Below are 26,181 nucleotides of genomic sequence, written 5' to 3' on the forward strand. Positions count from 1 at the left end.
CTTTAGCTTGCGGTATTACCGATGCACACGTATTTGGGTTCGAGATATTCGGCGAGACCATGCCTTGAGCCCTCGCGGCCGAGCCCGGATTGTTTCCATCCACCAAAGGGTATGGGAGCGCCGGTGAATTTCGGTGTGTTGACGGCGACCATGCCGTACTCCAACTGATCGGTTAGGCGCATGGCGCGGCTCAGATCTTTTGTGTAAACGTAAGCCGCAAGGCCCATTTCCGAGTTGTTGGCTCGCGCAAGCACTTCCCCCTCCTCATCGAACGGAAGGACTGCCGCCACCGGCCCAAAGGTCTCTTCCTTCGCGACCAGCATGTCGTCCGTGACATCGGCGAGAACAGTCGGGGTAACGAAATTGCCCCCGAGAAGACTATCCTGTCCGCCAACAACGATGCGAGCCCCGGAACAAAGAGCTTCGGACACCTGCCGTCTGCACTTTTCGGCGACGGATGGTCTGGTCATTGGGCCAATATCGACACCGGGTTCGAATCCGTGCCCGACTTTCAGTTTACCGGTGGCCTTCGCAAATTCTTCCACGAAGCGCTCATAGTTTCCTCGCTGAACATAGATCCTATTGGCTGCCAGGCAGTCCTGACCGGATGTGGCAAATTTGGCTGCTATGCATCCAGCTACGGCTGTCTCCAAGGGGGCATCATCGAAAATGATAAAAGGAGCATTGCCCCCGAGCTCAAGTGAAGCCTTCTTCACGGTTTTTGCCGACTGCTCGAGCAGGATCCGACCGACCTCGGTCGAGCCCGTGAAGGAGAATGCCCGCACATCGCTATGATCCAATAGCCGTTTTGCGAGTGGGGCAGCCTCTCCCGTGATCACCTGAAACACGCCAGCGGGCATTCCTGCCTCCTCGGCAAGGCGGGCAAGCGCCAGAGCGGACAAGGGCGTTTCCGGGGCTGGCTTGACAATCATCGTGCAGCCCGCAGCCAAGGCGGCTCCTGCTTTCCTGGTGATCATCGCCGACGGAAAGTTCCAAGGCGTGATAGCGACCGTCACTCCGACCGGCTGCATCTGCACGGAGAGCCGGCTGCCCGCAAGATGGCTCGGGATGGTCTCGCCATATGCTCGCTCACCCTCTGCCGCAAACCAGTCAAGAAAGCTGGCGGCATATAAAATCTCACCGTGCGCCTCGGTCAATGGTTTGCCTTGTTCAGCGGTCATGATGGTGGAAAGGTCTTCCGCATTCTCGCGCATGCCGGCGGCCCATCTCCGCAGACATGCGGCCCGTTCCCAAGGAAGAACATTGCGCCATTGTTCAAACGCAGTCCTCGCGAAGTTGACCGCGTCATCTACATCAGACAGCTCACAGGCAGCCACCTGAGCCAAGTCCTGGCCAGTAGCCGGGTCAACCACCAAGATCGTTTCAGCCTTGGAGAGCCAAGTTCCATTCACATAGGCGCACTTTTGAAGGAGGTCCTGCCTTTTGAGCTCCTTTAACGCGGCACTTGCTGTACCTCTCATCACTAACCCCACCATCGACAGTTCATTTCCGGCAAAATAGCCGCGCAACCGCGGCGATTGGCAGCGCGATCGAAGGCTACGAAGACGTTCTCCTGCGAATAAGGGTATGCGACTGAGCTTTTTCGCCGTTTGATCTCTGTCGGCTTATGGGCAAGGTTCAGCAAGGCGAGATGACAATTGTCACCTGTGGCCAGCCCACGATCACACTTGGCTTGAGAGATCGAACGGTAATTTGCAGTCGGCCACGCCAAGCGGACCTCTTGCGGGGCTGTTCACTTCGGCTTCGCAGTATACCTCACGATTGTAGTGGCTTCGAAAGGTGGGAAAGTGTGACTGAAAGACCGGTGACCTGGTGGGGAGATATTGTGCTTAGCTCGTCACTGCGGTTTTACGAAAACAGATTGGGAAGATCCCAAAAACCACACTAAGTCAGAAATCTTCTTGCCAAAGATATTTCTACTGCACTCGCAATGGGTGACAACCGCTTCCCAGGCGACGATAGAACCAGGGAAGAGGATTTGCTGCGCGAGCGACCGCAAAAATGCAGATCTTGTGCGGCATCACGGGCTGGGCAGCACAACCCCATCGTCCGAGGCGTGCTACCTTGTGAAGAACACAAAAGGACTTGGAAAAGCAACAGCCCGATGTTGGGGAGCCCACGATGAGCCACACGATCAACCACCTGAAGAAACTACGGCTGCAGCGCAGCGAGTTGGCCGTTCCCGGCTCCAGCCCGGAGATGATCGACAAGGCGGCGAACAGCGCCGCCGACTTCATCTTCCTCGACATCGAGGACGCGGTCGCCCCGCCTGACAAGGAACGCGCCCGCAAGAACATTATCCAGGCGCTCAACGACATCGACTGGCGCGCCAAGGGCAAGACCGTCTCGGTGCGTATCAACGGCCTGGACACGCACTATATGTATCGCGACGTGGTCGACGTCATGGAACAGGCCGGTGACCGGCTCGACACCATCCTGGTGCCGAAGGTCGGCGTGCCGGCCGACCTCTACATGGTCGAGGCCATGGTCAACCAGATCGAGATGGCTAAAGGTTTCAAGACCCGTGTCGGCCTTGAAGCGCTGATCGAGACCGCGCTCGGCATGGCCAATGTGGAGGCGATAGCCGCCACGCCCGGCCGGCTGGAGGCGATGCATTTCGGCGTTGCCGACTATGCGGCCAGCAACAAGGCGCGCACCGTCAACATCGGCGGGCTGAACCCCGACTATCCTGGCGACCAGTGGCATTTCGCACTGTCGCGGATGACTGTCGCCTGCCGCGCCTACGGCTTGCGCGCCATCGACGGACCGTTCGGCGACTTCTCCGACCCGGAAGGCTACAAGGGAGCCGCCAGGCGTGCCGCAGCGCTCGGCATCGAAGGCAAATGGGCGATCCATCCCTCGCAGATCGCTTTGGCCAACGACGTCTTCTCGCCGCCGGAAAAGGAGGTCACGCGTGCCAGGCGCATTCTTGAGGTGCTGAAGGAAGCGGAGGCACTCGGCAAGGGAGCCGCGGCGCTCGATGGCAAGATGATCGACGCGGCTTCCGAGCGCATGGCGCGCAACGTGCTGGCGGTTAACGAGGCGATCGAGCGCGCCGGCCAGGCGCAGGCGACGCACTGAGATTTCCTGGGAGGAAAGATGGACATTCACGAATACCAGGCCAAGGAACTGCTCGCCCGTCACGGCGTGCACGTACCGCGCGGCGGTCTGGCCTATAGTCCGGAGCAGGCGACCTACCGTGCTAGCGAGATCGGTGGCGGCAAATGGGTGGTCAAGGCGCAGATCCATTCCGGCGCGCGCGGCAAGGCTGGTGGCATCCGCATCTGCACGTCCGACCAGGAAGTGTCCGATGCCGCCGAGGCGATGCTGGGGAGGAAGCTGGTGACGCATCAGACGGGGCCGCGCGGCAAGTTGGTGTCGCGGCTCTATGTCGAAGAGACCGTCGACATTCGCCAGGAAATCTATCTCGCCTTTGTTCTCGACCGTAAAGCCGAGCGGGTGATGATCGTCGCGTCTGCGTCCGGCGGCATGGAGATCGAAGAGATCGCCGAAAAGCAGCCAGATTCAATCATTCGCGCGACTGTCGACCCTGGCGCTGGGATGCAGCACTATCAGGCGCGCGAGATCGCCTTCGGGCTTGGTCTCGAAAACAACCTGATTGGCAAGGCGACCGAAACCCTGCTTGGTTGCTACCGCGTGTTTCGCGACTACGACGCCTCGATGCTGGAGATCAATCCGCTGGTCGTCACGCGTGACGGCAATCTGATGGCACTGGACGCCAAAATGTCGTTCGATGAGAACGCGCTGTTTCGTCGTCCCCAAATTTCCGAACTGCGCGACAAGTCGCAGGAGGATCCGCGCGAAACCTTTGCCAGCGACCGTGGCCTGTCCTATGTCGGCCTCGACGGCAATATCGGCTGCATCATCAATGGCGCCGGGCTCGCCATGGCAACCATGGACATGATCAAGATCGCCGGCGGCGAGCCGGCCAACTTCCTCGACATCGGCGGCGGCGCCTCGCCCGAGCGGGTTGCGAAATCGTTCCGCGCCGTCCTTGGTGACAAGAATGTCAAGACCATCCTGGTCAACATCTTCGCCGGCATCAATCGCTGCGACTGGGTCGCCGAGGGTGTTGTCAAGGCAATCCGCGAAGTCGGCGTAAACGTCCCGTTGGTGGTGCGGTTGGCCGGCACCAAGGTCGAGGAAGGGCGCCGCATCCTGGCCGATTCCGGCGAGGCGGTGATTGTCGCCGAAACACTGGCCGAAGCCGCCGACAAGGCCGTCGCCGCCTGGCGGTCCGCCACGATGAGAAAATCAGGCTGAGGGGACGAGAATGGCAATTCTGCTCAACCGGGACACCCGCGCAATCGTGCAGGGATTCACCGGCAAGATCGGCAGTTTTCACGCCGAGGATATGAAGCGTTACGGCACCAATGTGGTCGGCGGCGTCACACCCGGCAAGGGCGGCCAGACACATCTCGGCCTGCCGGTGTTCAACACCGTCAAGGGCGCGGTGCGTGAAACCGGAGCCGATGCGAGCATCGTCTTCGTGCCGCCGCCCTTCGCCGCCGATTCGATCATGGAGGCGGCGGACGCCGGCATCAAGTTCTGCGTCTGCATCACCGACGGCATTCCCTCGCAGGACATGATGCGGGTGAAGCGCTACATGCGCCGCTACCGCTTCGAGGACCGCATGCGGCTGATCGGGCCGAACTGCGCCGGCATCATCACGCCCGGCCAGGCGCTGATGGGCATCATGCCGGGCAGCATCTATCTTCCCGGCCGCGTCGGCATCGTCGGCCGCTCCGGCACGCTGGGCTACGAGGCGGCATCACAGATGAAGGCGCTGGGCATCGGCGTCTCGACCAGCGTCGGTATCGGCGGCGATCCGATCAACGGCTCCTCCTTCAAGGACATCCTGGAACTGTTCGAACAGGACGACGACACCGACGCCGTGGTGATGATCGGCGAGATCGGCGGCCCACAGGAAGCCGAAGCCGCGCTCTGGGCGCGCGATAACATGCGCAAGCCGCTGATCGCCTACATCGCCGGGCTTTCCGCGCCGAAAGGCCGCCGCATGGGCCATGCCGGCGCAATCATCTCCGCCTTCGGCGAGTCTGCTCAAGAGAAGGTCGAGATCCTGAAGGATGCCGGCGTCATCATCGTGCCGACGCCAGCTTCCTTCGGCGAGGTTGTTGCCGGCGTGATAGCGGATCGGACGAAGGCAGCATAGCGCATGTGCCTAGCCCTTTCACTATGGGAGGCGAAACTGCGCCTAGAGCCCAGATAACGCAGGTTTTCTGCGATTAGACAAAGAGGTCCGCGTGAAGCGGGCCTCTGAAGCGTGCTAGGTTGGGAACCAGCACGGATTGGGCATGGAAAAGAATGCTTGGTCCATCAGCCAACCTAGGTGCAGAGGACGACTATAAATGGACTTTGAGAAACCCTTTCAGCCGTCGGAGTATCGACGCCGTGTCCAGGACGTGAAGAGGCGGATGGAGGAAGCAGGATTCGACCTGCTAATCTGCCAGGACCCCGCCAATATGTGCTGGCTGACCGGCTATGACGCCTGGTCCTTCTACACGCCTCAAGTGGTTCTATTGCACCTGAAATCGGACACGCCGATTTGGATAGGGCGGCTGGTCGACGTGAACGGCGCTCGTGCCACGACGGACTTGCCTGCTGACAATATTATCAATTTTTCCGACGACCGACTTCATCATGTGGAGCTGCATCCCTACGACGAAGTCAGCGAAATCATCAAATCCCGCGGTTGGGGATCTGATCGCATAGGGGTTGAGCTCGATGCGCATTTTTATACAGCGCGTGCGCATCAGCACCTTGTCAACGGCCTTCCAAATGCAAAGTTCTCTGACAGCCGCGGCCTCGTTAATTGGGCCCGACTTGTCAAATCCGACGCCGAACTCGTCTACATGAGGGAAGCGGGTCGGATTGTCAGCCACACGATGCGCCAAGCGATAAATAATCTGAGGCCAGGAGTTCCTGAATACGAAATCGTCGCTCAGATTTATGCCGATCAGACAAGAGGCGTTGATGGGAAGTACGGTGATTATACAAGCCTCTGTCCATTGATCCAAGTTGACGAGAAGACGAACGCTCCACACCTCACATGGTCGGACAAGCCCCTGCCCAAGTCGGGGCTGGTTCTCCTGGAGATTGGAGCGGCCAGGCGCCATTATCACGCGCCTCTGACGCGTACGGTCTACATGGGAAAGCCACCTAAGGAGGCCCAGCACCTCGCCAATGCCATCATCGAAGGTGGCGACGCTGTCCTCGAAATGGCGAAACCGGGCGTAGTCGTCGACGAACTGAATACCGTTTGGCTGGACGTCTTGAACCGCCACGGATACGTCAAAAAGGGCCGTTCCGGCTACTCAATCGGCATGAACTTCCCGCCGGACTGGGGTGAGCGCACGGTGAGCATTCGGTCAGGCGAAAAGACGGTGCTCCAGGCGGGAATGTGCTTCCATTTCCAATCAGGGGTGAGGCCTCCTGCCTTCGGAGCCGCCATCTCGGAGTCGTTTGTTGTTACCGATAAGGGCGGCGAGCGGCTGGCCGATGTCGCCCGCGAGCTAATAGTCGTGGACTAGCAAAAAAGCTTCTGGCGTTTGTCTACTCAGCCGGATTGGGAAGGTACACTGAAGTGCTTCGCTCCCAATCCAGCTTCAGCACTGAGTTTGTGGTGGGGCGGTCCCGGACGGCCAGGAGACGCAAGTCCCGGCGCAGTGTCTTGGCTCGTCGGTGGTCATCGAAGTGCCTAGCGCGGAGTGCGGGCCGCGCTATTCGTCGTCGGTAACAACCTCACCAGCAAGCGTTGCAGGACGGCGGGGCCGAACTCCGAGGATGATTTCCCCTGCGCAGACCTCGCCCCTATAGCTAAAACAGACAAAGGCGCACGTTTGTCGTCTCGCCAAGACAGTCGGAGAGTCGACGTTTGGCTTCGTGTCTTCTTGACGAAGCTTATCCTTGAAGACGAGCGCGTTTGCATCGGAAGCGGATCCAGTCACATCGGCTGCTTGACCGCTCCTTTCCTCGGCGCTCCCTTTCCCTGGTGTCGCCAAGGTGACGAGCTCGATTTTATGTGGGCTTTTGCGCACGCCCTTCAGCTCTGATGTCCCCCAAGATCGCGTCGACGCACGGCTCTAATCAAAGACGGTGTCGGCAACTTTCCACATAATCCGGCGATCCACAGCCGCGGAGGCTCATGCGCATGCTGTAGGGATTCTTATCGGACCCGCCAAGGGCCAGGGGGATCGAGAGCCGCGGTCGCAGAGACTGTGCAGCGACGACCTGGCGCCCGACGCGCCGTGCAAGGTTCGCGCCGCGCGCATTCGGTGGTTTGTGCCCGCCGTCCCGTGCGCGCGATAATTCGGCGCTGAAGTTGAGGAATACGCAGAAGGACACCGCTTTCGAGCCCATTTAGCGTCATCTCCACGAGCGTCGCCCCCTAGTCTGTTGAAAAGGGACGGACTTTGGACGTGGGCTGGAAATGCGCTGAAGCGCTGCATCAAAGCTCAAGCTGAATTGTCGCAACACTTTGCCGCTCCTTCTCCGAGAACGAACAAGGATACATATGATCACGACCCCGCCCTTCCGTCCTCGTGAAGTACCGACTCGGCACCACGAAATTCTGATCGTTGGTGGAGGCATAGCAGGCGCAAGCATTGCCTTTCACCTAGCAAAGAACGGTAAGAAGGACATCGCTCTCTTAGAGCGCAATACCCTTACATCCGGCACAACTTGGCATGCGGCGGGTTTGATCATGCAGACGCGTGGCACTCACGCGCTAACGGAGATCGCAAAGTATAATGCAGAACTCTACTCCGCTCTGGAAGCGGAGACCGGACAAGCTACTGGATTCAAGCGAAATGGCACGCTCGGGGTCGCCAGAACCAAAGAGCGCCTATACGAAACCGCTCGCAACGCATCGATCGCAAAGAGTTTTGGCCTTGAGGCCAATATGATCTCACCGAGCGAGGCGAAAAAGCTCTATCCAGCCCTCAACGCCTCGATCATCGAAGGTGCAGTCTTTATCCCTGGCGACGGCCAAACCAATCCTGTCGACACGTGCATGGCACTGGCTATTGGCGCCAAAAAAAACGGTGTAAAAATAGTAGAAAACGTCGAAGTAACGGATGTTTGGAAAACAGTAGACGGCAACTACCAGGTCCGGACAAAGGATGGTGTCGTAGAAGCTGAAATTCTCGTACTCGCGTGTGGGCTTTGGACCAGAGATCTTGCCTCCAAGTTAGGCGCGCGCATTCCGATCTATGCGGCAGAACACTTCTATGTGGTGACCGACGCGATGGATTTTGCGACGCCGACCTTACCTGTGCTGCGCGACACCGACGGACATGTATACCTGAAAGAAGACACAGGGAAGCTCCTGGTGGGTGCCTTCGAGCCTTGGGGCAAACCGTTGCCAATGGGAAAGCTTCCGAAGGACACGGCCTTCATCGAGCTTCCGGAAGACTGGGAGCACTTTGAACTGCCGATGACCAAGGCGATAGAAATTGTCCCTGATCTCGCGAACGCCGGCATTGCCAAATTTTTCAATGGTCCGGAAAGTTTCACCCCCGACCTTCTGTTCATGATCGGTGAAGTTCCTGGATTGAAAAACCTCTACGTTTCCACCGGTTATAACTCAGAGGGCATTGAATTCGGCGCGGGAGCAGGGCGAGCTCTGGCAGAGTGGATCATCGCGGGCGAGCCTCAAATGGACATCAGCTTCGTCGATGTCGCCCGATTTCATCCCTTCCAGGTCAACAAGCGATATTTGCACGATCGCACAGCCGAAGTGCTGGGCCTTCACTACAAGATGCACTGGCCAGCCTACCAGCCTGAGACATCCCGAGGCGTCCGCAAAAGCGCGCTTCACGACCGGTGGGCGAAGCTTGGAGCCAGCTTTGGTGAAGGTATGGGATGGGAGCGTCCCATGTGGTTCGCAGGCGAGGGGGAGCCGACCAAAAACATCTACTCCTACGACGAGCCGAACTGGTTCAAGTATGTCAGTCAGGAGTGCAAGGCTGCCCGCAACGATGCTATCTTGTTGGACCAAAGCTCTTTTGGCAAACATCTGGTTCAGGGTCGCGACGCCTGCCGCTTCCTTCAGTGGCTTTGCGCCGGCAATGTAGATGTTCCTGTGGGAAAGCTGGTGTACACCCACATGCTCAATGAAAAGGCCGGGATAGAAACAGATATTACTGTAAACCGCTTGTCGCAGACGGAGTTCCTAATTATATCCTCAGCGACCGTCCATCCTAGGGATAAGGCATGGATTTCAAAGCATGTTACTGATGAATGGAACGTCACGGTAACTGATATGACGTCCGGGTACGCGGTCCTTTCATTGCAAGGCCCCCGATCGCGCGAGATTCTATCCCAGGTAACGGACACAAATCTGGCGAACTCGGCCTTCCCATTCGCTACCAGTCAAGAAATCGATATCGGGTATGCTCGTGTAATAGCCAATAGACTGACTTATGTCGGAGAGCTTGGTTGGGAGCTTCATATTCCAACCGAGATGGCTCAGCATGTGTTTGACGTCGTGTGGGAGGCCGGCCAGGCTTATGGCCTCAAGGCTGCGGGATACCACGCGCTTGAACACCTCCGCTCCGAGCGCGCCTACCGAGAATACCAGCTCGATCTCACGCCAGTCGATACACTGCTTGAAGCGGGTTTGGGATTTACGGTGGACTGGAATAAAGAAGGCGGATTTATCGGAAAAGATGCTCTGGCTTCACAGAAAAATGCCGGGCCGTTAAAAAAACGCTTGGTATCGTTCAAGCTTCGCGATCCGAAACCTGTTCTCTTCCATGAGGAGCTTATCCGCTGCGACGGGCGGATTGTCGGCTATATTTCCTCTGGCGTGAAGAGCTTTACAATCGGAACTTCAATCGGACTGGGCTATGTAAACCATCCCGCCGGTGTCACGAAGGACTTGATCGAGAACAGTCGGTGGGAAATCGAGATCGCCGGCAAGCTCTACGAAGCCGACGCATCTCTGCGGGCGTTTTTCGATCCAAATGGGGATCGGGCAAAGCAATAGGTGTGCGCAGCTGTGGAAGCGGAAGGCCCCCATCCCAGGTGGTTCCGCTCCGCAACCACTTTCGGAGCCCGGTGGGCTCACTCTCATTCTGGCGTGGAAGCATCAACTGACACGCACCTTCGACCAGATGCGGCAGTGAAAATGACGAGGTAATCATCGTGACGAAAGGTTCACAAATCGAGCGCATTGAGAAAGATCCGCTCGGGCCGGTGAGCATTCCAGTCGATGCCTACTACGGCCCGCAGACGGCGCGGGGCATTGCCAACTTCCCGATTTCGGGGATCCGGATCAGCCATTTCCCGAACCTCATCAAGGCGCTTGCCTATGTGAAAATGGCAGCGGCCCGCGCCAACGCCGCGCTCGGCGATCTGGACAAGCAAAAGGCAGACATCATCTGCCAGGTCTGCGAGGAAATCGCGACAGGCATGCATCTTGGCGAATTCCCCCTCGATGTGTTTCAGGGCGGTGCCGGTACCTCGACCAACATGAACATCAATGAGGTCATCGCCAATCGCGGCTTGGAAATCATGGGACTGCCACGCGGACGATACGACCAGCTGCATCCCAACAACGACGTCAACTTCGCTCAATCTACAAACGATGTTTATCCAACGGCGATCCGACTGGCGATCCTTCTTTCACGCGGGGCGCTGCAGCGGGCTTTGGAGCAACTCGCCAGCGAGTTGGAGGCCAAGGCGGAAAACTTTTCGGGCGTGATCAAGCTTGGCCGGACGCAGTTGCAGGACGCAGTTCCGATGACGCTGGGCCAGGAGTTTCAGGCTTTCGCGACGACGCTGCGGGAAGATGTAGCCCGGCTCGGTGAGATTGCCAGCTTCTTCCATGAAATCAACCTCGGAGGCACGGCGATTGGCACGGGGATCAACACGAATCCCGACTATCAGGCGGCAGCTGTCGCGGAGTTGCGTGCGATTACCGGCCTGCCCATCGTCTCGGCCGGTAATCTGATCGAAGCCTGCTGGGATACCGGCGCCTTCGTGCTCTTCTCGGGAATGCTGAAGCGGACGGCCACGAAACTCTCGAAGATCTGCAACGATCTACGGCTGCTTTCCAGCGGCCCGCGTGGCGGCCTGAACGAAATCAATTTGCCAGCGCTTCAGCCCGGCTCCTCTATCATGCCCGGAAAGGTCAATCCTGTGGTGCCGGAGGTGGTCAATCAGGTCGCCTTCCAGATCATCGGTTACGATCTCACGATCACTCTTGCCTCCGAAGCAGGGCAGCTGCAGTTGAACGTGATGGAACCGGTGATCGCCTACAACATACTGCACTCGCTTGAGCTTCTCACCAATGCCGTCGATGTGCTGCGCACGAAGTGCGTCGTGGGCATTACAGCCAATGCAGAGACTTGCCGCAGACATCTCGAAGCCAGCACCGCCGTGGCGACAGCACTGACGCCTGCGATCGGCTACGAGCGGGCAGCGGAGCTTGCCAAGCAGGTCTTGTCCTCGGGCAAAACGATCCGCGAAGTCCTGGCCGAGCAGCCGGACCTTTCGGAGGACCTCATCGCGCAAACCGCCGATCCGCACCTTTTGACCCGGCCAACGCGGTCACGATTGGCATCGTAACAGCGGGGCGAAGATTGATCGACTGATCTGCGCAGCGGCGTGGTGCTCGGACACCGACGCTGCATCTGTTGGCGAGCCGTGTTCGACATACACGGACCAGGGATCCCTCAGAGGTGGTGCAGTCTTGGGGCTTAAGTGGATCGAAGGACCTTCCGCAGTTAGCCCGCAGACGGGTTCCGGCCGAGTTCAACGCTACCAGGCGAGGTTTGCCCTTTGGCTGACTGCCCTTCACCTTGCGAGGAGGCAGTGCATGGGGATTCATACCGACAACGAAGCCGCTCCAACTGGCTAGACAGATTCACAGTCCGCCCGCGGCGAAAGCCGACAGAGCCCGGACGCTGTCACTTTTTGGTCGAGCAGGCGGGTCGGATACTCGGCAGTGAAGCAGGCGTCGCAGAATTGAGGCTGTTTGTTCTCGCGAGCCGTTTCGCCGAGAGCCCGATAAAGCCCGTCGATCGACAGGAAGCCGAGCGAATCGACACGGATGAATTTGGCCATTTCCTCGATCGACATGCGCGACGCTAAGAGTTTCGCCGTCTCGGGCGTGTCGACGCCGTAGAAGCATGAGGAGCGTGTCGGCGGCGAAGCGACGCGCATATGCACTTCCTTCGCGCCGGCATCGCGCAGCAACTGCACGATCTTCTGGCTGGTTGTGCCTCGCACTACGGAATCGTCGACCAGCGCGATGCGCTTATCCTCGATGATCCGGCGGTTGGCATTGTGCTTCAGCTTGACGCCCATGTGGCGGATGGAATCGGTCGGCTGGATGAAGGTGCGGCCGACATAGTGGTTGCGGATGATGCCGAGCTCGAAGGGCAGGCCGGCGGCTTGGGCGAAGCCGATCGCTGCCGGCGTGCCGCCGTCAGGCACTGGCACTACGATATCGGCATCGACCGGGTTCTCGATGGCGAGCTCGGCGCCAATCTTCTTTCGCACTTCATAGGCGTTGCGGCCCTCGACCTCGAATCTGGACGAGAGAAATAGACATACTCGAAGATGCAGAACCGCGGTTTCTGGGTTTCGAACGGGAACAGGCTCTCCGCTCCCTCAGCGGTGACGATGACCATCTCGCCAGGCTTCAGGTCTCGAACAACGCGCGCACCGATGATGTCGAGCGCGCAGGTCTCTGAGGCCAGGATCCAGGCGCCGTCAAGTTCTCCCAGTACCAGCGGCCGTATCCCGAGCGCGTCACGGCAGCCGATCATTTTTGTGGGGGAGAGCGCTACCAATGAGAACGCGCCCTCCAGTTGGCGAACCGCATCTATGAAGCGCGAATTGACGTCCTTCCCGCTGCTGGTTGCGATGAGAATCAGGATCGTTGCGGTGTCCGAGGTCGACGAGAAGATCGAACCCTGTTTCTGCAGCGTACGCTATAGGGTCACCGCATTGGTGATGTTGCCGTTGTGGGCAATGCAAAGCCGCCGTCGGCCACTCGGCGAAGAAGGGCTGTACGTTGCTCAGCCCGGGTCCGCCCGCGGTGGCGTAGCGGGTGTGGCCGATGGCGCGCGTGCCCTTCAGCCGGTCGTGGACTGGCTGCTTGGTAAAGGTGTCGCCAATCAGGCCGACATGACGTTCGACGTGGAACTGCGTGCCGTCATAGGAGACAATGCCGCTGCCTCCTGGCCCCGGTGCTGCAGGGCATGCAAGCCGAGGGTGACGACAGTGGCCGCGTCCAAAGAGCCGAAGATTCCGAATATGCCGCATTCATCATGAAAATGATCGTCGGCCTCCGCAGAGAAGAGTTTATCTGCCTCAAACATTTGTCATGATCACTATCTGAGGGCAAGATGAGGTAAGCGGTCGTCTTCACCTGAATCGGACCATTGGGGCGCTGATGTTTACTGCGAAACCCCCCAGCCGACAGATCCGTCCCAATGCGCCAGCCTCACCGCATCGGAGGTCAGAGATGATGATCCGGCAATGGCGAGATCATATGTATGTGGCTTGATAAGGCTTGAAAGTATATCGTAAGGGACGTAGTCCCGCGAGCCGAAGTCATCGCGGGACCTATTCTTGCGCGATTGTTCCAGTGGCCGCTAGTAGGTAAGCATGATATTTTGGTAGATGTCGACCGCTTTGGCCAACTGATCAATCTCCACGTACTCGTTTGCAGTATGAGCCTGATCAATACTACCTGGTCCAAGAATCACGCAGGGAATACCTCCCAACGACAGCTGACTCGCATCCGTCCCATATGGAACTCCGCGGTGCTGACCTGTTCCGGCAACTTCAGCACAGGCCTTTGCCGCCACTGCGGCGATTTTTGTGGCCTCCGCACTCGGGGGAGCTGGATCTTCCAGAGCGGGTAGCAGCGAGCGCACCTTGATCTTATCGGGACCCTGGCGCAGGCCTTCCAGGATGTTCTCTACCTCCTGCAGCGCGTCCGTCGGTCGCTCTCCCGGTATGAGCCGTCGGTCAATCCACACGCGGCAGGATGGGGGTACCGTCGCCAATTCCGCACCCCCTTCAATGAGCGTGATCGTGAGGGTCGGGGGGCTAACCAGGGGGTGCACGCGTTGGGACAGTGTCTCATTAATCTTATCGAGCGCCAAGATAACCTTGGCCATTCCCGTGATCGCGTTCACTCCGAGATGGGGCTTGGAGCTGTGAGCGGGCACACCCTCCACTTCAACCTGCCAGCGGACCGAACCTTTATGTGCAACGACAAGCTCCAAGTCAGTGGGCTCACCGACCACTGCGGCCTCGTAGGACACACCTGATTGGGCGATTTTTCGCGCTCCCTTCTTTCGGTATTCTTCGTCGACGCTTGCGCCTAGGACAATCGTGTATCGTGGCTTACGGTCCCCTAGAGTGCTAAGAGCCATGAGCATTGCCGCGAGCGGGCCCTTATCGTCACAACTTCCTCGCCCATAAATCCGACCATCCCGTTCGTCCGGCGAAAAAGGATCTGCCTCCCAATTATCAACCGGCACCGTGTCCATGTGGGATATGAACAGGATACGCTTATCGGGCTCCTGCCCAGGAACCCAAGTGAAGAAGTTGGCGCGGCCGTCGGTTACCTCCTGATACTCAAAGGGCAGATTTCGCTCTCGGCAAAAGGCCTCGAGGAACTCAGCGACCTTTTGTTCACCGCTCCCCTTTGCCGACGCTGAAGGGTTGATGCTCTCAATTCTTATGAGTTGTTTGAGAAGCTCTACCGTTTGTGTGCTGATGGACGACATGAATACTCCTATCCCTCCTTGAGAATGCAGGCTTGCGGCTATGCCAGCCAGTTCTTTGCCAGGCCGACAACTCGGTCAGCCTCGTCTGCTGTGTTGTATAAATGTAGCGAGAAGCGCAGCATTCCCCGGCGTACTGAGACGATCACCTGGTTTTTCAATAAATGCTCGTGCAGCGACTGAATGCGGATATCGGCTTTTCCCGAACCAGGTGCTGGATCTCCGAGAGCAACAATACTTCCGGTGTGATCTCCTGGCTTTCCGCCGCAGACCGGGAGCCCCAGGTCTAGGAGGCCCGACGCCAGTCGCCTTGCAACCGATGTAACGCTTTGTTCAATGGCCGGCGTGCCGATTTCCATCAGCTGTCCGATGGATGCGTGGACCGCTATGACGCCGGGAAAATTGAAATGGCCAATTTCAAAACGCGGCGCGCCGGCGCGCAATTTAACCGAATCGAATATTGGAGCCGACTCTGGCGCGTCGCCCAAATCGACACTAAAGCGGGCGAGATAGGCAGGGCTTAGACGATCGGCCCATTCCCGTCGGCAATATAGAAATCCCAACCCATAGAGGCCCATCAACCCCTTGTAAGATGATGCCACCAAACCGTCGACGCCAAGCAGTTTGACATCGGTATGGAGGATGCCAACTGATTGGGAGGCGTCGGCCAAAAGAAAGGCGCCAAGACGCTTGCAAGCCTCAGCTATCGGCTCCATCACTGTCTTGAAGCCTGGCACCATTGTGACAGTCGATGCTGTAACGATCCGGGTGCGCGAGTCGATTTGATCGATAGTAGCATCGCACGGGATTGCGCCGTTATCAGTTTCTACAATCCGCAGCTCAACTCCGTGCTTGTCCCTGAGTTGCAGCCAAGGTAAAATGTTGTTAGCGTGCTCCAATTGGCGGCAAAGGACAATATTGTCTCCCGGCTTCCAAGCAATCGCGTTTCCGATTATGTTAATGCCTTCTGATGCATTCTTCGTAACCGCGATTTCGTCCTTTTCGGCCCCAATAAATTGAGCAAATCTGGAGCGTGTTTGCTCGACAAGCTGCATCATTCCTTCTTCGTCATTCAAGCCGTTCAGTCGATTATCAAGGTGCTGATCCATGGACGTGCGGGTGGTTCTTGATATGAGCCCTTGATTTGCGACATCCATGTAAATGGCGCTTTTGGTGGCTGGAAATTCCTGCCGAAGGACGTCCAAAGGAAAAAAATGGCTTGTCATGCTCGTCATCAGATCCGTGTTCATGGGTAAAGAGCGCAAAACCTAACTCAGGACGCCCATTTCTGCAGTTGTGAGCAACGAAAATGCCTGATTGAGAAGCCGTCGAGCTACCTGGCGGGCGATCATACCATTCGGCCGAACTTATAGGGACAAGAGGTTCACCACCGGGAGGCAAGTGCCTTTCGCTGATCGGATCATTTTATGGCTTGATCCTTGTGGAACTCAGGCTAATATCGTGTGGGCCAAGCAGTTTTTCTGCGCAAATCTCTCCTTTTTTGCAGTGATCGTGAAATGGACCTGGATCGAGTTGATCGCAAGCTTCTCAACGCAGTGCAGCGCGACAATCGCCTGACGACGGCCGAACTGGGCGAACTTGCGGGCCTTTCTGCAACCGCTTGTCAGCGGCGACTGAAGCGACTGCGCGATGATGGGGTGATTGAGGCTGACGTTTCCATTGTGTCGCCACAAGCCGTGGGTCGTCCCATGCTCATGCTGGCGTCGATCAGTCTCGAGCGCGAGCGGGTAGATATCATTGATCGGTTCAAGCAGGCGGTTCGGCGCACGCCCGAGATCATGAGTGCGTATTATGTGACGGGTGAAGCCGACTTCCTTCTGCTGATCTCTGTCCGGGACATGGCCGAGTATGAGGCATTTACCCGTCGATTTTTTCATGAGTCGGACATCAAGGCAGTCAAGACGATGGTAGTAATGGATCGGATCAAGGCGTCATTGGCTCTGCCTATTGAAGAATAGCGGCGGTATGCGGTCGCGTCGAGTGTTGCTCTGGCACCCTGCGGCTTTAAGCTCATCAACTGATACGGCCGCGGTTCGTCGGGTAGTTGTACGATCTAGGGCGGCGGTGAAGTACGCATTATCTCGACGTACTGATTAAATTGACGCAAAGCTTAGCTCTCAATGGCAGCGTAGGTGACTTCGCTGTCGGTCGGCTTCGCTTGTGACTTCAATGAACCCCGAGCCGGGATGAGTGCCGGGGCGTTGCCCCTGCGATCGGATGTCTTTTTTGCAGCCGATCAGCGCCGGCATCCCTGCGTGAGAACTGCATCACCGTGATGTATAGTGCCGGTGTCCACCACCACATATTCGCGGCTGTGGATGTGCCATATCGACCCCCTTTGAACCTGCGCCAAGAGTAGGTTATCCGAAATTTGCATATAATCCGCAACGGGAGTCCACGAGCGAGCCTGTTGCACGGCTCGTTAGGCCCGGATCAGAACAAGGCATGCAAACGCTGCAGGAAACTGGGACGCCGGCGCCTCCCGGCGAAATCATAGTGTGGATGCGGCGGCTTTAAACTAGACATTGCCCCTGTAGAGAGCGTCGCGCATTCGGCGCGGAAACGAACAGCCGGGTGACCGCTGACGGTCGGCAATCTCCACTCGCCAGCAGCCAGCTTGCGCGCGATAGAAAAAAACGCTGCTTTCCTGCGTTAAAACAGGGATGATTTGCGCAAAACGCATCCTGGTCGGCCCTACATCTTAAAACGGCGCTGAAGAGTTCGCTTCTGTCGTCGAATGATGTCGACACGACGTCGTTTCGGCTGGAGCGTCGAGGCTAGTCGATCGACCCTGCTCGCGCTCAGGGCTCTTGATCCAGATCGCTTGGAGGTAAGGCAATGGATGTGACAACGCAACTCACTAGGGATGTTCCCAATTCCAGTCTGGAGCCGATACCTGAGCTCTGCTGTGCCGCTATGTGGCGGGGGCGGGCGACGCGGGGGTGGATGTACTCTACCAGCTTTCCGTCGTGGGTGACCTGGAACGACACGCAGTTCCTCAACGAGAGGTTCGATAATTTGCTCACCGAAGCCACCGGCAGCCCCGACCAGGGCAAGCGCCAGAACCTCCATCGCGAGATGGCCGCAATCGTTCGCGATGAAGGAGGGACGATCGTGCCGATGTTCAATCAGTTCATCGATGCGATCTCCGACCAGATTGGCCGCTACGTCGGACGGGTCGACTCGCCGGTGAACGGCTATGCCTTGATGCAATGCTGGCTCAAGGCATGAACCGAGTGCTGGTCAACTCACCCCTTCTGAAGCTGATTGCCGAGCGCGTTGCCCTGGGCATTGTCCTCCTCTTCGCCGTCTCCGTGCTGATTTTTGCGGGCACCCAGATCCTTCCAGGCGATGTGGCACAGTCCATCCTCGGACAGACGGCTACGCCGGAAGCGGTCGCCAATCTGCGCCGGGATCTCGGCCTCAACGATCCCGCCTTCGTGCGCTATTTCCACTGGCTGGGCGGAGTTTTGACCGGCGATCTCGGTACTGCGCTCACCTCCCGACAGGAGATCACCACAACACTGATGCCACGGCTATGGAACACGCTGTTCCTTGCCTTCTGGGCCGCCGTGGTATCGGTTCCACTCGCCATAATCCTCGGGCTGCTGGCGGTGCGGTACCGCAATGGGCCTGTCGATAAGGCAATTTCCGGTTTCGCGCTGGCTTCAACATCGTTGCCTGAATTCTTCATCGGCTATCTGCTTGTCTTATTCCTTGCCGTGCGGTTGCAGTGGTTCCCATCGATATCGACTGTCTATGACGGCATGCCGTTCCTGGAGAAGCTGAAGGCCATCGTGCTGCCTGGAACGGCTCTGGTGTTTGTCGTACTCGCTCACATGATGCGGATGACGCGCGCCGCCATCCTGAACGTGATGCAATCAGCCTACATTGAGACCGCTGAGCTTAAGGGCCTTTCCGCCTTCGACATTATACGCAAGCACGCCCTCCCGAACGCGGTTGCGCCGATCATCAACGTCGTCATGCTCAACCTGGCCTACCTCGTGGTCGGCGTCGTAGTGGTCGAAGTGATCTTCGTCTATCCGGGCATGGGGCAATATCTCGTTGACCATGTTGTCAAGCGCGATGTTCCAGTGGTGCAAGCAGTGGGTCTCATTTTCGCTGCGGTCTACATTGGGCTCAACATCGTCGCGGACGTTGCGGCGATCGTCGCCAATCCGCGGCTGCGGCATCCCAAATAGGAAAGAAAAATGCTTGACATCAAACGCATCCCGTACGGGGCCTGGCTGGGTTTGATCCTGACGGGGCTTTTAGTGATCTGCGCGCTTTTCGCCCCATGGATTGCTCCCGCGGGCAATGGCGAGATCGTGGGCGACGTATGGGAGCCGATGTCGTCCGCGCATTGGCTAGGAACCGACAATTTAGGGCGGGACCTGCTCTCACGCATGATCTATGGCGCCCGTACCACCATCTTCATCGCCTCGCTGGCCACCGCCCTGTCGTTCTCGCTGGGCGCCATCCTGGGGTTCCTGGCGGCGGTCGCTGGCGGTCTTGTCGACACGCTGATGTCGCGTATGGCCGATCTCTTGATGGCAATACCGACGTTGATATTTGGGCTGGTGGTGCTGTCGGTGCTGCCCTCCAATAATATGACGCTCATTCTTGTCATGGGAGTTCTGAGTTCGACGCGTGTCTACCGCCTCTCGCGCGCCGTTGCGGTCGATATCAATGCAATGGACTTCGTCGAAGCAGCTAAGTTGCGCGGCGAGAGCCTCCGCTGGATCATCTTCTGCGAGATCCTACCCAACGCACTGTCGCCGCTGGTGGCGGAACTTGGCCTGCGTTTCATCTTTTCGGTGTTGTTCCTCTCGGCGCTATCCTTCCTCGGGCTGGGCGTGCAACCGCCGGAGGCCGATTGGGGTGGCATGGTGAAGGAGAATAAGGATGGCATCGTCTTTGGAATACCTGCCGCCCTCATCCCGGCGGCTGCGATCGCTATCCTTTCAATCTCCGTTAACCTGGTAGCCGACTGGGTGCTTACCCGAACCGCTAGCCTCAAGGGAGGAAGAGAATGACGGTCAAGGCTACCTCAAAGCTTCGGCGCGACAACGGCCTCCTGCTCGACATCCGAAATCTTAAGGTCCAGGCGGTCGTCTACTCGCCTAGTGAGAAGCCGCGCGAAGTGACCATTGTTGACGGAGTGTCGCTGCAATTGAAGCGCGGCAAGGTGTTGGGACTGATCGGTGAATCCGGCGCCGGAAAGTCGACCGTCGGTCTTTCCCCAATGGGTTATGGCCGCGGCGGGGTGCGTATCACCGGGGGCGAGGTGTTCCTGAACGGTCGCGATATCCTCAAGGGCGGCGTCCGGGAATTACGCCGGGTGCGCGGGAGCGAGGTCTGTTATGTCGCGCAGTCGGCAGCTGCCGCCTTCAACCCCGCCCATCGGCTCATGGAACAAGTTGTGGAAGCAGCGCTTCTACACGGCGTTGGGACCCGAGCCGAGGCAGAAAAGCGCGCGCAGGCCTTGTTCACTAAGCTCCGCTTGCCTGACCCCAAGAGCATCGGCTGCCGATATCCACATCAAGTCTCCGGCGGCCAATTGCAGCGCGTAATGACTGCAATGGCGCTTTGCTCCGAACCCGACCTGATCGTGTTCGACGAGCCGACCACGGCTCTCGACGTAACCACGCAGATCGATGTGCTGGCTGCCATCAAGGACGCAATCCGCGACACGGGGGTCGCGGCCTTGTACATCACCCACGATCTTGCTGTCGTCGCCCAGGTCTCGGATGAGATCATGGTGTTGCGCGATGGTAAGATGGTGGAGCACGGCGAAACACGGCAGATCATCGAGGCGCCACGTATGGACTACACCAAAGCCCTGGTGTCGGTTCGTTCGATCGAGCATGAGGAGAAGGAACCGACGCCCAAGCCTCTGTTGTCGGTGAGGAACGTCACCGCCGCTTATGGCGGTGGAGCTGTGAAGGTTCTGCAGGACGTCTCGGTGGAGGTCCATCCTGGCCAGACGCTCGCTGTGGTCGGTGAATCCGGCTCGGGAAAATCGACGCTCGCCCGAGTGATCACAGGGCTGCTGCCGCCTATCGCCGGGAACATCACCTTCGCCGGACGCCCGCTCGCACCCAAACTCCCTCATCGATCCAAGGATGATCTACGCGAATTGCAAATGATCTATCAGATGGCCGATGTTGCGATGAACCCGCGCCAGACGGTTCGCACCATCGTCGGCCGGCCGCTCGAATTCTATTTCGGTATGCGAGGAAGGGAACGCGATGCCAGGGTCGCCGAACTGCTCGACGAGATCGAGATGGGAAAAGGCTTCATCGACCGATATCCGGCGGAGCTTTCAGGGGGGCAGAAGCAGCGGGTCTGCATCGCCCGCGCGCTGGCCGCAAGGCCAAAGCTCATCATATGTGACGAGGTTACGAGCGCTCTCGACCCGTTGGTGGCTGACGGTATCCTAAAGCTGTTGCTTCGTCTGCAGAAGATTGAAGATGTGGCCCTCCTCTTCATCACGCACGACCTCGCGACTGTGAAGGCTATCGCGGATTCCATCGCCGTAATGTATCGCGGAGAGGTGGTCCGCTACGGTTCGAAGACGCAGGTTTTAACACCTCCATTCGACGCATATACCGACCTCTTGCTGTCTTCGGCACCTGAAATGGAAGTGGGGTGGTTGGAGCACGCGATTCACGGGCGCCGGATGGAGAGCGCGGGGAATTGAGCTAACGGAGCAAGGCAATGGCTTTACAGTCGGGCGGTCGTCGCGCGCGAGATTTAAGGATGCATGCTAATATCGTGCCGGTCCTGTAACTCCTTTGGCTCACAGCAAAGCTCAATTTGGACGAGCGGCGCTCAACGAGAGGAGTAGGTGGTTCGCGGCAGTACTTCGGGACCCACCAGGAGCGCGAAAAGCCCGTACAAACGGTACGGGCGTCGACGCCTGTTGTTGAGCCAATCACCGCTTCGACGTCTCGACGTCTCGACGCGTGCTCATCGAGTAAACAAATTGCAGTTGCCAGCAACTTCTGAGCAGAGCGACGCCCCACACCGAAGTTCGCACAATCAAGAGGAATGTTTGCGTAAACGATTGAACAACTCGAACTCGCGCCACCGCTGCGAGCCTACGCGGCCCTTTTTAGACACGCTGGCTATGCTACGGTAAGCCGACAGTCACGCTCGGCATCTGGCGCACGACAGCATCGCCATACCCGCTGTGCGACACTTCATGATGTCACCTAGACGGCCGCTTTGTTCGAAGGCTTAGCAATCGCGACCTCCCGGACCAAGCAACTACTGGCATTATCCCTCACGGCCGCCGAGATGGAGCCGAGCTGTATCGCGTGCAATCCCGATGACACTCCTGATCCCAACGACTGAGAAGACCGAGAGAGGCGGTCCCTTTCCTCAGCTTCACCTAATCCCGCCTGCAGCAGGATTTGGATCAGATGCCTCGTATAGAGGCAAGCATATTCAAAAGTGTCGCACGGTCCCGCATGACGCAAAGCGAGGAGCAGCATTCATCCAGAGTCGTATTTAATCCATTTCAGGCAGAAATTCGCTCATTCGCAGCGTACGCAGCGACAGATTCGCGCAAAGCGGCACATTGACGCTTGGTACGTTTACCAAAACTAAGGTGGAACAATCGTCCGCCGGGGAACAGCAAATGAGGAGCATCCGATGTCGCAGGAACTCGACTATCATAGCAGCCGCGTTGCCGCGGGCCGGCTGAGCAGACGGGAATTTCTTGGCCGTGCGACGGCTCTCGGCGTCAGTGCTGCCTTAGCCAGCTCACTTTTTGCCGACGCTGCGAAGGCGCAAACGCCGCGAAAGGGCGGGCTTTTGAAAGCCGGGGTTTCGGGTGGTGCATCCACCGACAGTCTCGATCCCGCGTCGTTCCCTGCTACAGTCCCGATCCTGTTGGGCAAATGTTGGGGCGAGTTGCTGATGGAAATGACCCCCGACGGCGGTATCGAATACCGTATTGCCGAACAAATCGACTCGTCCAAGGACGCCAAGACCTGGACCATGAAAATCCGCAAAGGAATTCATTTCCACAATGGCAAGGAAGTTACAGCACAGGATGTAGTCGAAACGCTCGAGCGCCATTCGGACGAGAAGTCGAAATCCGCCGCGCTTGGCCTCATGAAGGGTATAGAGTCGCTCAAGGCTGATGGCAGTGAGGTCGTGGTCACGCTCAAGGAGCCGAATGTTGATCTTCCTTATCTCTTGACCGATTATCACCTCGTCATCCAGCCGAATGGTGGCAAGGATAATCCTGCTGCTGGGATCGGAGCCGGCCCTTATAAGGTAACTGTCAACGAACCGGGCGTGCGGCACGGAGGCGAAAAGTTCAAGGATTACTGGCAAGGCGACAAGCTCGGCCATGCCGATCAGGTCGAGATCGTCGTCATCAACGACGCAACCGCGCGTATTGCGGCCCTACAGAGCAATCAGGTTCACATCATCAACGACCTCGGACCGAAGGTCGTCGACCTGCTCAAACATATCCCCGGAGTGACCATTCAGAACGCTCCGGGGCGCGGCTATTCTTACTTTAACATGTTCTGCGACACCGCTCCTTTCGACAACAATGATCTAAGAATGGCCCTTAAACTCGCGATGGACCGCGAGGAAATGTTGAACAAGATTCTGCGTGGCTACGGCACGCTTGGCAACGACTTTCCGATCAATCCCTCGTATCAGCTCTTCCCCGAGGACATCGAACAACGTACCTTCGATCCGGATAAGGCCAAGTTCCATTATAAAAAGTCGGGCCACAGCGGGCCGATTCTGCTCAGGACTTCCGAGGCAGCCTTTCCCGGCGCCGTCGATGCCGCTCAACTCTACCAGCAAAGCTGCGCCAAGGGCGGTATCGCCGTTGAGGTGAAGCGGGAGCCAAGTGATGGGTACTGGTCGGAGGTCTGGCTAAAGCAGCCTTTCTCGACCGGCGCTTGGAATGGTCGTCCGACGCAAGACCAGATATACTCTACCGCTTATCTGTCGACTGCGGCATGGAACGACACCCACTTCTTCAACAAGAAGTTTGACAAGCTTCTCATCCAGGCGCGCGCCGAGTTTGACCAGGGCAAGCGCAAGGATCTCTATCGCGAGATGGCCGTTATCGTTCGGGACGAAGGGGGGACGATCGCCCCTACCTTCTATCAGTACATCGATGCGACGGGACCTGGCGTAAAGGGGTTCGTGAAGAGTTCTATGAGGGAACTGGGCAACGACTACGCATTAGTTCATTGCTGGCTCGAAGCGTAAAAGGGGTGCTTACGAACCGCCGTCCGGCCACCCAGCGCATAGCTCTGCGCCTTCTCTCTCTGTTTTCGTGCTGAATGGAGGTGCGATCTTTCCGCAGCGCTCCCGCCCAGAGCAGCAGGCCGGCTACTCTCAGGTAACGGATATTGCCGTAAAAAACGATGTGGCCGCAAAGCTCGGGGATTCCATCCAGTGTAGGCTTCAAGCTGCGCGGCTTGCATCGTGTGTTGAACGGACCCGTATTCAATCTGCTCTCGGATATCGCCGATCAGATAAAATAACTCGTTACAGTATCCAATGCCGCAATCCGGGCAAGTAGATTAGAAGCTCAAGAAAGATTCGCATATGACACTTGATGTCCCTCTTACTGAAACTGACGTCATGCGCGAAATTGACTACGTGACTATGCAAGACGGAATGCGCGTGGCGTATATCTGCTACCGCCCCAGATCTGACCGCCATCCGACCGTTTTCCTCTATTCGCCATATGAGGCAAGTGCAACTCGTTTCGAAATTGCGAAGCCATTTCTAGATGCTGGCTATGCGTTTGTCGGAGCCAACTTCCCTGCCACCGGCTGTTCGGAAGGAGTCCTGGAAACTTGGTTCGACCGGAAAGAGGGAATCTATGGTGCGGAAGTTGTAGAATGGATTGCGAACCAGCCTTGGAGTAATGGGGACGTTGGCATGATCGGCAATTCGTCTGCGGCCTCAGTGCAGATGTGGGTCGCGGCAGAACAGCCGCCGCATTTAAGAGCGATCGTTGGGGCTGGGATGTTCGACGCCTACGAGTGGATTTACCAAGGCGGAATGCTACAAGTCTACTGCTTAAAATGGGCTTTTACCAGTCAGTTCGTCGATCAGGCCAGCGGCGTGAGTGATCGGATTAAAGCGGGCGACACTGAGTGTTCTGCGATTCGTGGGAGCGACCGGCAGCTCGTCAAAAGATCATTCTACGACGAAATCCGGAAACATCCACTAAACGATGAATGGTGGGATTCGATCTATTTGGCACGCGAAGAGGTGGCGGGCAAAATCCAAGTACCTACAATGCTTATTGGCGCTTGGCAGGACCGATACGCCGTACGGGAAAGCGCTCGCGTAATGACTCAATTAATGCCAAACGTAGAGCACAAGAGGCTTGTCCTAATCGACGGCGATCACTCAGGAACCGGAGCGCTCGGGTTTCAAGCTCCTAGGCTCGTGAACGATGAGCGGATGAAATTCCTCGACCGTTGGGTGAAGGGCATTAACAATGGCGCTGAAGAGGAACCCGCAGTAACTGTTTACTGGGAAGCTTGGGAGCCCGACGGAGATCCCAAGAAGCAGGTTGCGGGTTGGGTCACACATCACAAGGCTTGGCCAGAACCGACAGTCGAGCGTCGCCGCTACTATCTGACCGTCGATGCCAGAATATTGCCCGACAAGCCCGGCGCTAGCCTCTATGACGGCCAGCGAGCCTACCTATATCCCACTGGAGCAGAGCTCTACGGAACCAACGAGCAATTCTCGGCAAAGCCATATCAGCAGGGCGTGTTGAACTACCGGACGGACGTCGCCGTATCGGATATGACGCTGCTTGGAAGCCCGCAAGTGACCCTCTACCTTAGTATTGACGATGGGGATGATACAGATCTGGAATTGACCTTGAAGGACGTGGGCCCTGACGGCAACGTACTCTTCCTCCAGTCAGGCCAACTGCGCGCGTCACTTCGCGCTATCGATGAACAGCGGACCTCTTCGGACGAAATTGTTCACCTATTCCGGAAAAGGGAGAAGCTCGAACCAGGATGTATTTATGACATAAGAATGTCAATCTCACCGATAGGTCATGTAGTCAGAAAAGGGCACTGCCTTGAACTAACCGTTGGCGCTCCCAATCCCATCATCAAACAATCCATCGGCAGCTTTCCAATTGGTTCCGCATCCATCAACAGGGTCTATCACTCGGAGAAGTATCCCTCGAGCATCGTCTTGCCCGTTGTACCTGGGGCGAAGGCCGAAGCGCCTGCGCCCGAACGTGGCATACAGCGAGCCAAACCCTGCCGAAAAGAAACTGAATTTGAGCCCGGTGGGCTGCCAACTGGTTGAGCTTCAACGGCAA

The 26,181-nt window shown here is 57.6% G+C and carries 16 protein-coding genes and 1 pseudogene; 13 read left to right on the forward strand and 4 right to left on the reverse strand.

Features of this window, described 5'->3' with window-relative positions; all coding sequences use genetic code 11:
• Positions 1 to 2: 2 nt before the first annotated feature.
• Entirely contained in the window at positions 3 to 1,481 is a 1,479-nt protein-coding gene (locus BQ8794_RS15475; protein WP_077379118.1) for an NAD-dependent succinate-semialdehyde dehydrogenase, read from the reverse strand.
• A 661-nt stretch (positions 1,482 to 2,142) separates the two neighbouring features.
• Here BQ8794_RS15475 and BQ8794_RS15480 point away from each other — a divergent pair.
• From BQ8794_RS15480 to BQ8794_RS15510, 6 genes are all read left to right on the forward strand, one after another.
• Positions 2,143 to 3,102, forward strand: a complete 960-nt coding sequence (locus tag BQ8794_RS15480) for an HpcH/HpaI aldolase/citrate lyase family protein (protein ID WP_077379056.1) — start codon at positions 2,143 to 2,145, stop codon at positions 3,100 to 3,102.
• Between the two features lie 18 nt (positions 3,103 to 3,120).
• Positions 3,121 to 4,305 carry a malate--CoA ligase subunit beta gene (locus BQ8794_RS15485; protein ID WP_077379058.1) on the forward strand — a complete coding sequence of 395 codons (1,185 nt, stop codon included), beginning with the start codon at positions 3,121 to 3,123 and terminating at the stop codon, positions 4,303 to 4,305.
• A 10-nt stretch (positions 4,306 to 4,315) separates the two neighbouring features.
• A complete protein-coding gene (sucD, locus tag BQ8794_RS15490) occupies positions 4,316 to 5,215 on the forward strand; it encodes a succinate--CoA ligase subunit alpha (protein ID WP_077379060.1) in 900 nt (299 codons plus the stop codon).
• 196 nt (positions 5,216 to 5,411) lie between these two features.
• Positions 5,412 to 6,593: a M24 family metallopeptidase gene (locus BQ8794_RS15495; protein WP_077379062.1), complete on the forward strand. Its 1,182-nt coding sequence runs from the start codon at positions 5,412 to 5,414 to the stop codon at positions 6,591 to 6,593.
• A 983-nt stretch (positions 6,594 to 7,576) separates the two neighbouring features.
• Entirely contained in the window at positions 7,577 to 10,051 is a 2,475-nt protein-coding gene (locus BQ8794_RS15505; RefSeq protein WP_077379066.1) for a GcvT family protein, read from the forward strand.
• Positions 10,052 to 10,209: 158 nt separating this feature from the next.
• Positions 10,210 to 11,634 carry an aspartate ammonia-lyase gene (locus BQ8794_RS15510; protein ID WP_077379068.1) on the forward strand — a complete coding sequence of 475 codons (1,425 nt, stop codon included), beginning with the start codon at positions 10,210 to 10,212 and terminating at the stop codon, positions 11,632 to 11,634.
• A 298-nt stretch (positions 11,635 to 11,932) separates the two neighbouring features.
• Here the strand turns inward: BQ8794_RS15510 and purF are convergent.
• The 3 genes and pseudogenes from purF to BQ8794_RS15525 form a co-directional block, all read right to left on the reverse strand.
• Positions 11,933 to 13,394, reverse strand: a pseudogene (gene purF, locus BQ8794_RS15515) (amidophosphoribosyltransferase).
• Positions 13,395 to 13,670: 276 nt separating this feature from the next.
• A complete protein-coding gene (locus BQ8794_RS15520) occupies positions 13,671 to 14,816 on the reverse strand; it encodes a M20 family metallopeptidase (RefSeq protein WP_077379070.1) in 1,146 nt (381 codons plus the stop codon).
• Positions 14,817 to 14,854: 38 nt separating this feature from the next.
• Complete coding sequence (locus tag BQ8794_RS15525; protein ID WP_244554979.1) at positions 14,855 to 16,063, reverse strand: aminotransferase class V-fold PLP-dependent enzyme; 1,209 nt, start codon at positions 16,061 to 16,063, stop codon at positions 14,855 to 14,857.
• Between the two features lie 267 nt (positions 16,064 to 16,330).
• Here BQ8794_RS15525 and BQ8794_RS15530 point away from each other — a divergent pair, with 267 nt between their 5' ends.
• The 7 genes from BQ8794_RS15530 to BQ8794_RS15565 all read left to right on the forward strand — a co-directional run bounded on the left by BQ8794_RS15530 (position 16,331) and on the right by BQ8794_RS15565 (position 26,168).
• Positions 16,331 to 16,792: an Lrp/AsnC family transcriptional regulator gene (locus BQ8794_RS15530; RefSeq protein ID WP_077379072.1), complete on the forward strand. Its 462-nt coding sequence runs from the start codon at positions 16,331 to 16,333 to the stop codon at positions 16,790 to 16,792.
• Positions 16,793 to 17,672: 880 nt separating this feature from the next.
• Positions 17,673 to 18,065: a hypothetical protein gene (locus BQ8794_RS15535; RefSeq protein ID WP_143744579.1), complete on the forward strand. Its 393-nt coding sequence runs from the start codon at positions 17,673 to 17,675 to the stop codon at positions 18,063 to 18,065.
• Complete coding sequence (locus BQ8794_RS15540; protein ID WP_077379076.1) at positions 18,062 to 19,036, forward strand: ABC transporter permease; 975 nt, start codon at positions 18,062 to 18,064, stop codon at positions 19,034 to 19,036. Before BQ8794_RS15535 ends, BQ8794_RS15540 begins: the two co-directional genes overlap by 4 nt.
• Positions 19,037 to 19,045: 9 nt before the next feature.
• A complete protein-coding gene (locus BQ8794_RS15545) occupies positions 19,046 to 19,870 on the forward strand; it encodes an ABC transporter permease (protein ID WP_077379078.1) in 825 nt (274 codons plus the stop codon).
• The gene (locus BQ8794_RS15550) at positions 19,867 to 21,537 is read left to right on the forward strand and encodes an ABC transporter ATP-binding protein (protein WP_077379080.1); all 1,671 of its coding nucleotides are present in this window, start codon (positions 19,867 to 19,869) and stop codon (positions 21,535 to 21,537) included. Before BQ8794_RS15545 ends, BQ8794_RS15550 begins: the two co-directional genes overlap by 4 nt.
• 956 nt (positions 21,538 to 22,493) lie before the next feature.
• Positions 22,494 to 24,083, forward strand: coding sequence for an ABC transporter substrate-binding protein (locus BQ8794_RS15560; RefSeq protein ID WP_077379083.1), 1,590 nt, complete (start codon positions 22,494 to 22,496; stop codon positions 24,081 to 24,083).
• 342 nt (positions 24,084 to 24,425) lie between these two features.
• Positions 24,426 to 26,168, forward strand: coding sequence for a CocE/NonD family hydrolase (locus BQ8794_RS15565; RefSeq protein WP_077379085.1), 1,743 nt, complete (start codon positions 24,426 to 24,428; stop codon positions 26,166 to 26,168).
• The last annotated feature ends 13 nt before the right edge of the window (positions 26,169 to 26,181 follow it).

Origin of the sequence: Mesorhizobium prunaredense, from assembly GCF_900156895.1 — a bacterium.
GTDB lineage: Bacteria > Pseudomonadota > Alphaproteobacteria > Rhizobiales > Rhizobiaceae > Mesorhizobium > Mesorhizobium prunaredense.

Excerpts from the sequence above, each read along its gene's own strand:
- BQ8794_RS15475 (WP_077379118.1), bottom strand. The coding sequence starts at position 1,481 with ATGAGAGGTACAGCAAGTGCCGCGTTAAAGGAGCTCAAAAGGCAGGAC.
- BQ8794_RS15480 (WP_077379056.1), top strand. The coding sequence starts at position 2,143 with ATGAGCCACACGATCAACCACCTGAAGAAACTACGGCTGCAGCGCAGC.
- BQ8794_RS15485 (WP_077379058.1), top strand. The coding sequence starts at position 3,121 with ATGGACATTCACGAATACCAGGCCAAGGAACTGCTCGCCCGTCACGGC.
- sucD (WP_077379060.1), top strand. The coding sequence starts at position 4,316 with ATGGCAATTCTGCTCAACCGGGACACCCGCGCAATCGTGCAGGGATTC.
- BQ8794_RS15495 (WP_077379062.1), top strand. The coding sequence starts at position 5,412 with ATGGACTTTGAGAAACCCTTTCAGCCGTCGGAGTATCGACGCCGTGTC.
- BQ8794_RS15505 (WP_077379066.1), top strand. The coding sequence starts at position 7,577 with ATGATCACGACCCCGCCCTTCCGTCCTCGTGAAGTACCGACTCGGCAC.
- BQ8794_RS15520 (WP_077379070.1), bottom strand. The coding sequence starts at position 14,816 with ATGTCGTCCATCAGCACACAAACGGTAGAGCTTCTCAAACAACTCATA.
- BQ8794_RS15525 (WP_244554979.1), bottom strand. The coding sequence starts at position 16,063 with ATGAACACGGATCTGATGACGAGCATGACAAGCCATTTTTTTCCTTTG.
- BQ8794_RS15530 (WP_077379072.1), top strand. The coding sequence starts at position 16,331 with ATGGACCTGGATCGAGTTGATCGCAAGCTTCTCAACGCAGTGCAGCGC.
- BQ8794_RS15535 (WP_143744579.1), top strand. The coding sequence starts at position 17,673 with ATGGATGTGACAACGCAACTCACTAGGGATGTTCCCAATTCCAGTCTG.
- BQ8794_RS15540 (WP_077379076.1), top strand. The coding sequence starts at position 18,062 with ATGAACCGAGTGCTGGTCAACTCACCCCTTCTGAAGCTGATTGCCGAG.
- BQ8794_RS15545 (WP_077379078.1), top strand. The coding sequence starts at position 19,046 with ATGCTTGACATCAAACGCATCCCGTACGGGGCCTGGCTGGGTTTGATC.
- BQ8794_RS15550 (WP_077379080.1), top strand. The coding sequence starts at position 19,867 with ATGACGGTCAAGGCTACCTCAAAGCTTCGGCGCGACAACGGCCTCCTG.
- BQ8794_RS15560 (WP_077379083.1), top strand. The coding sequence starts at position 22,494 with ATGTCGCAGGAACTCGACTATCATAGCAGCCGCGTTGCCGCGGGCCGG.
- BQ8794_RS15565 (WP_077379085.1), top strand. The coding sequence starts at position 24,426 with ATGACACTTGATGTCCCTCTTACTGAAACTGACGTCATGCGCGAAATT.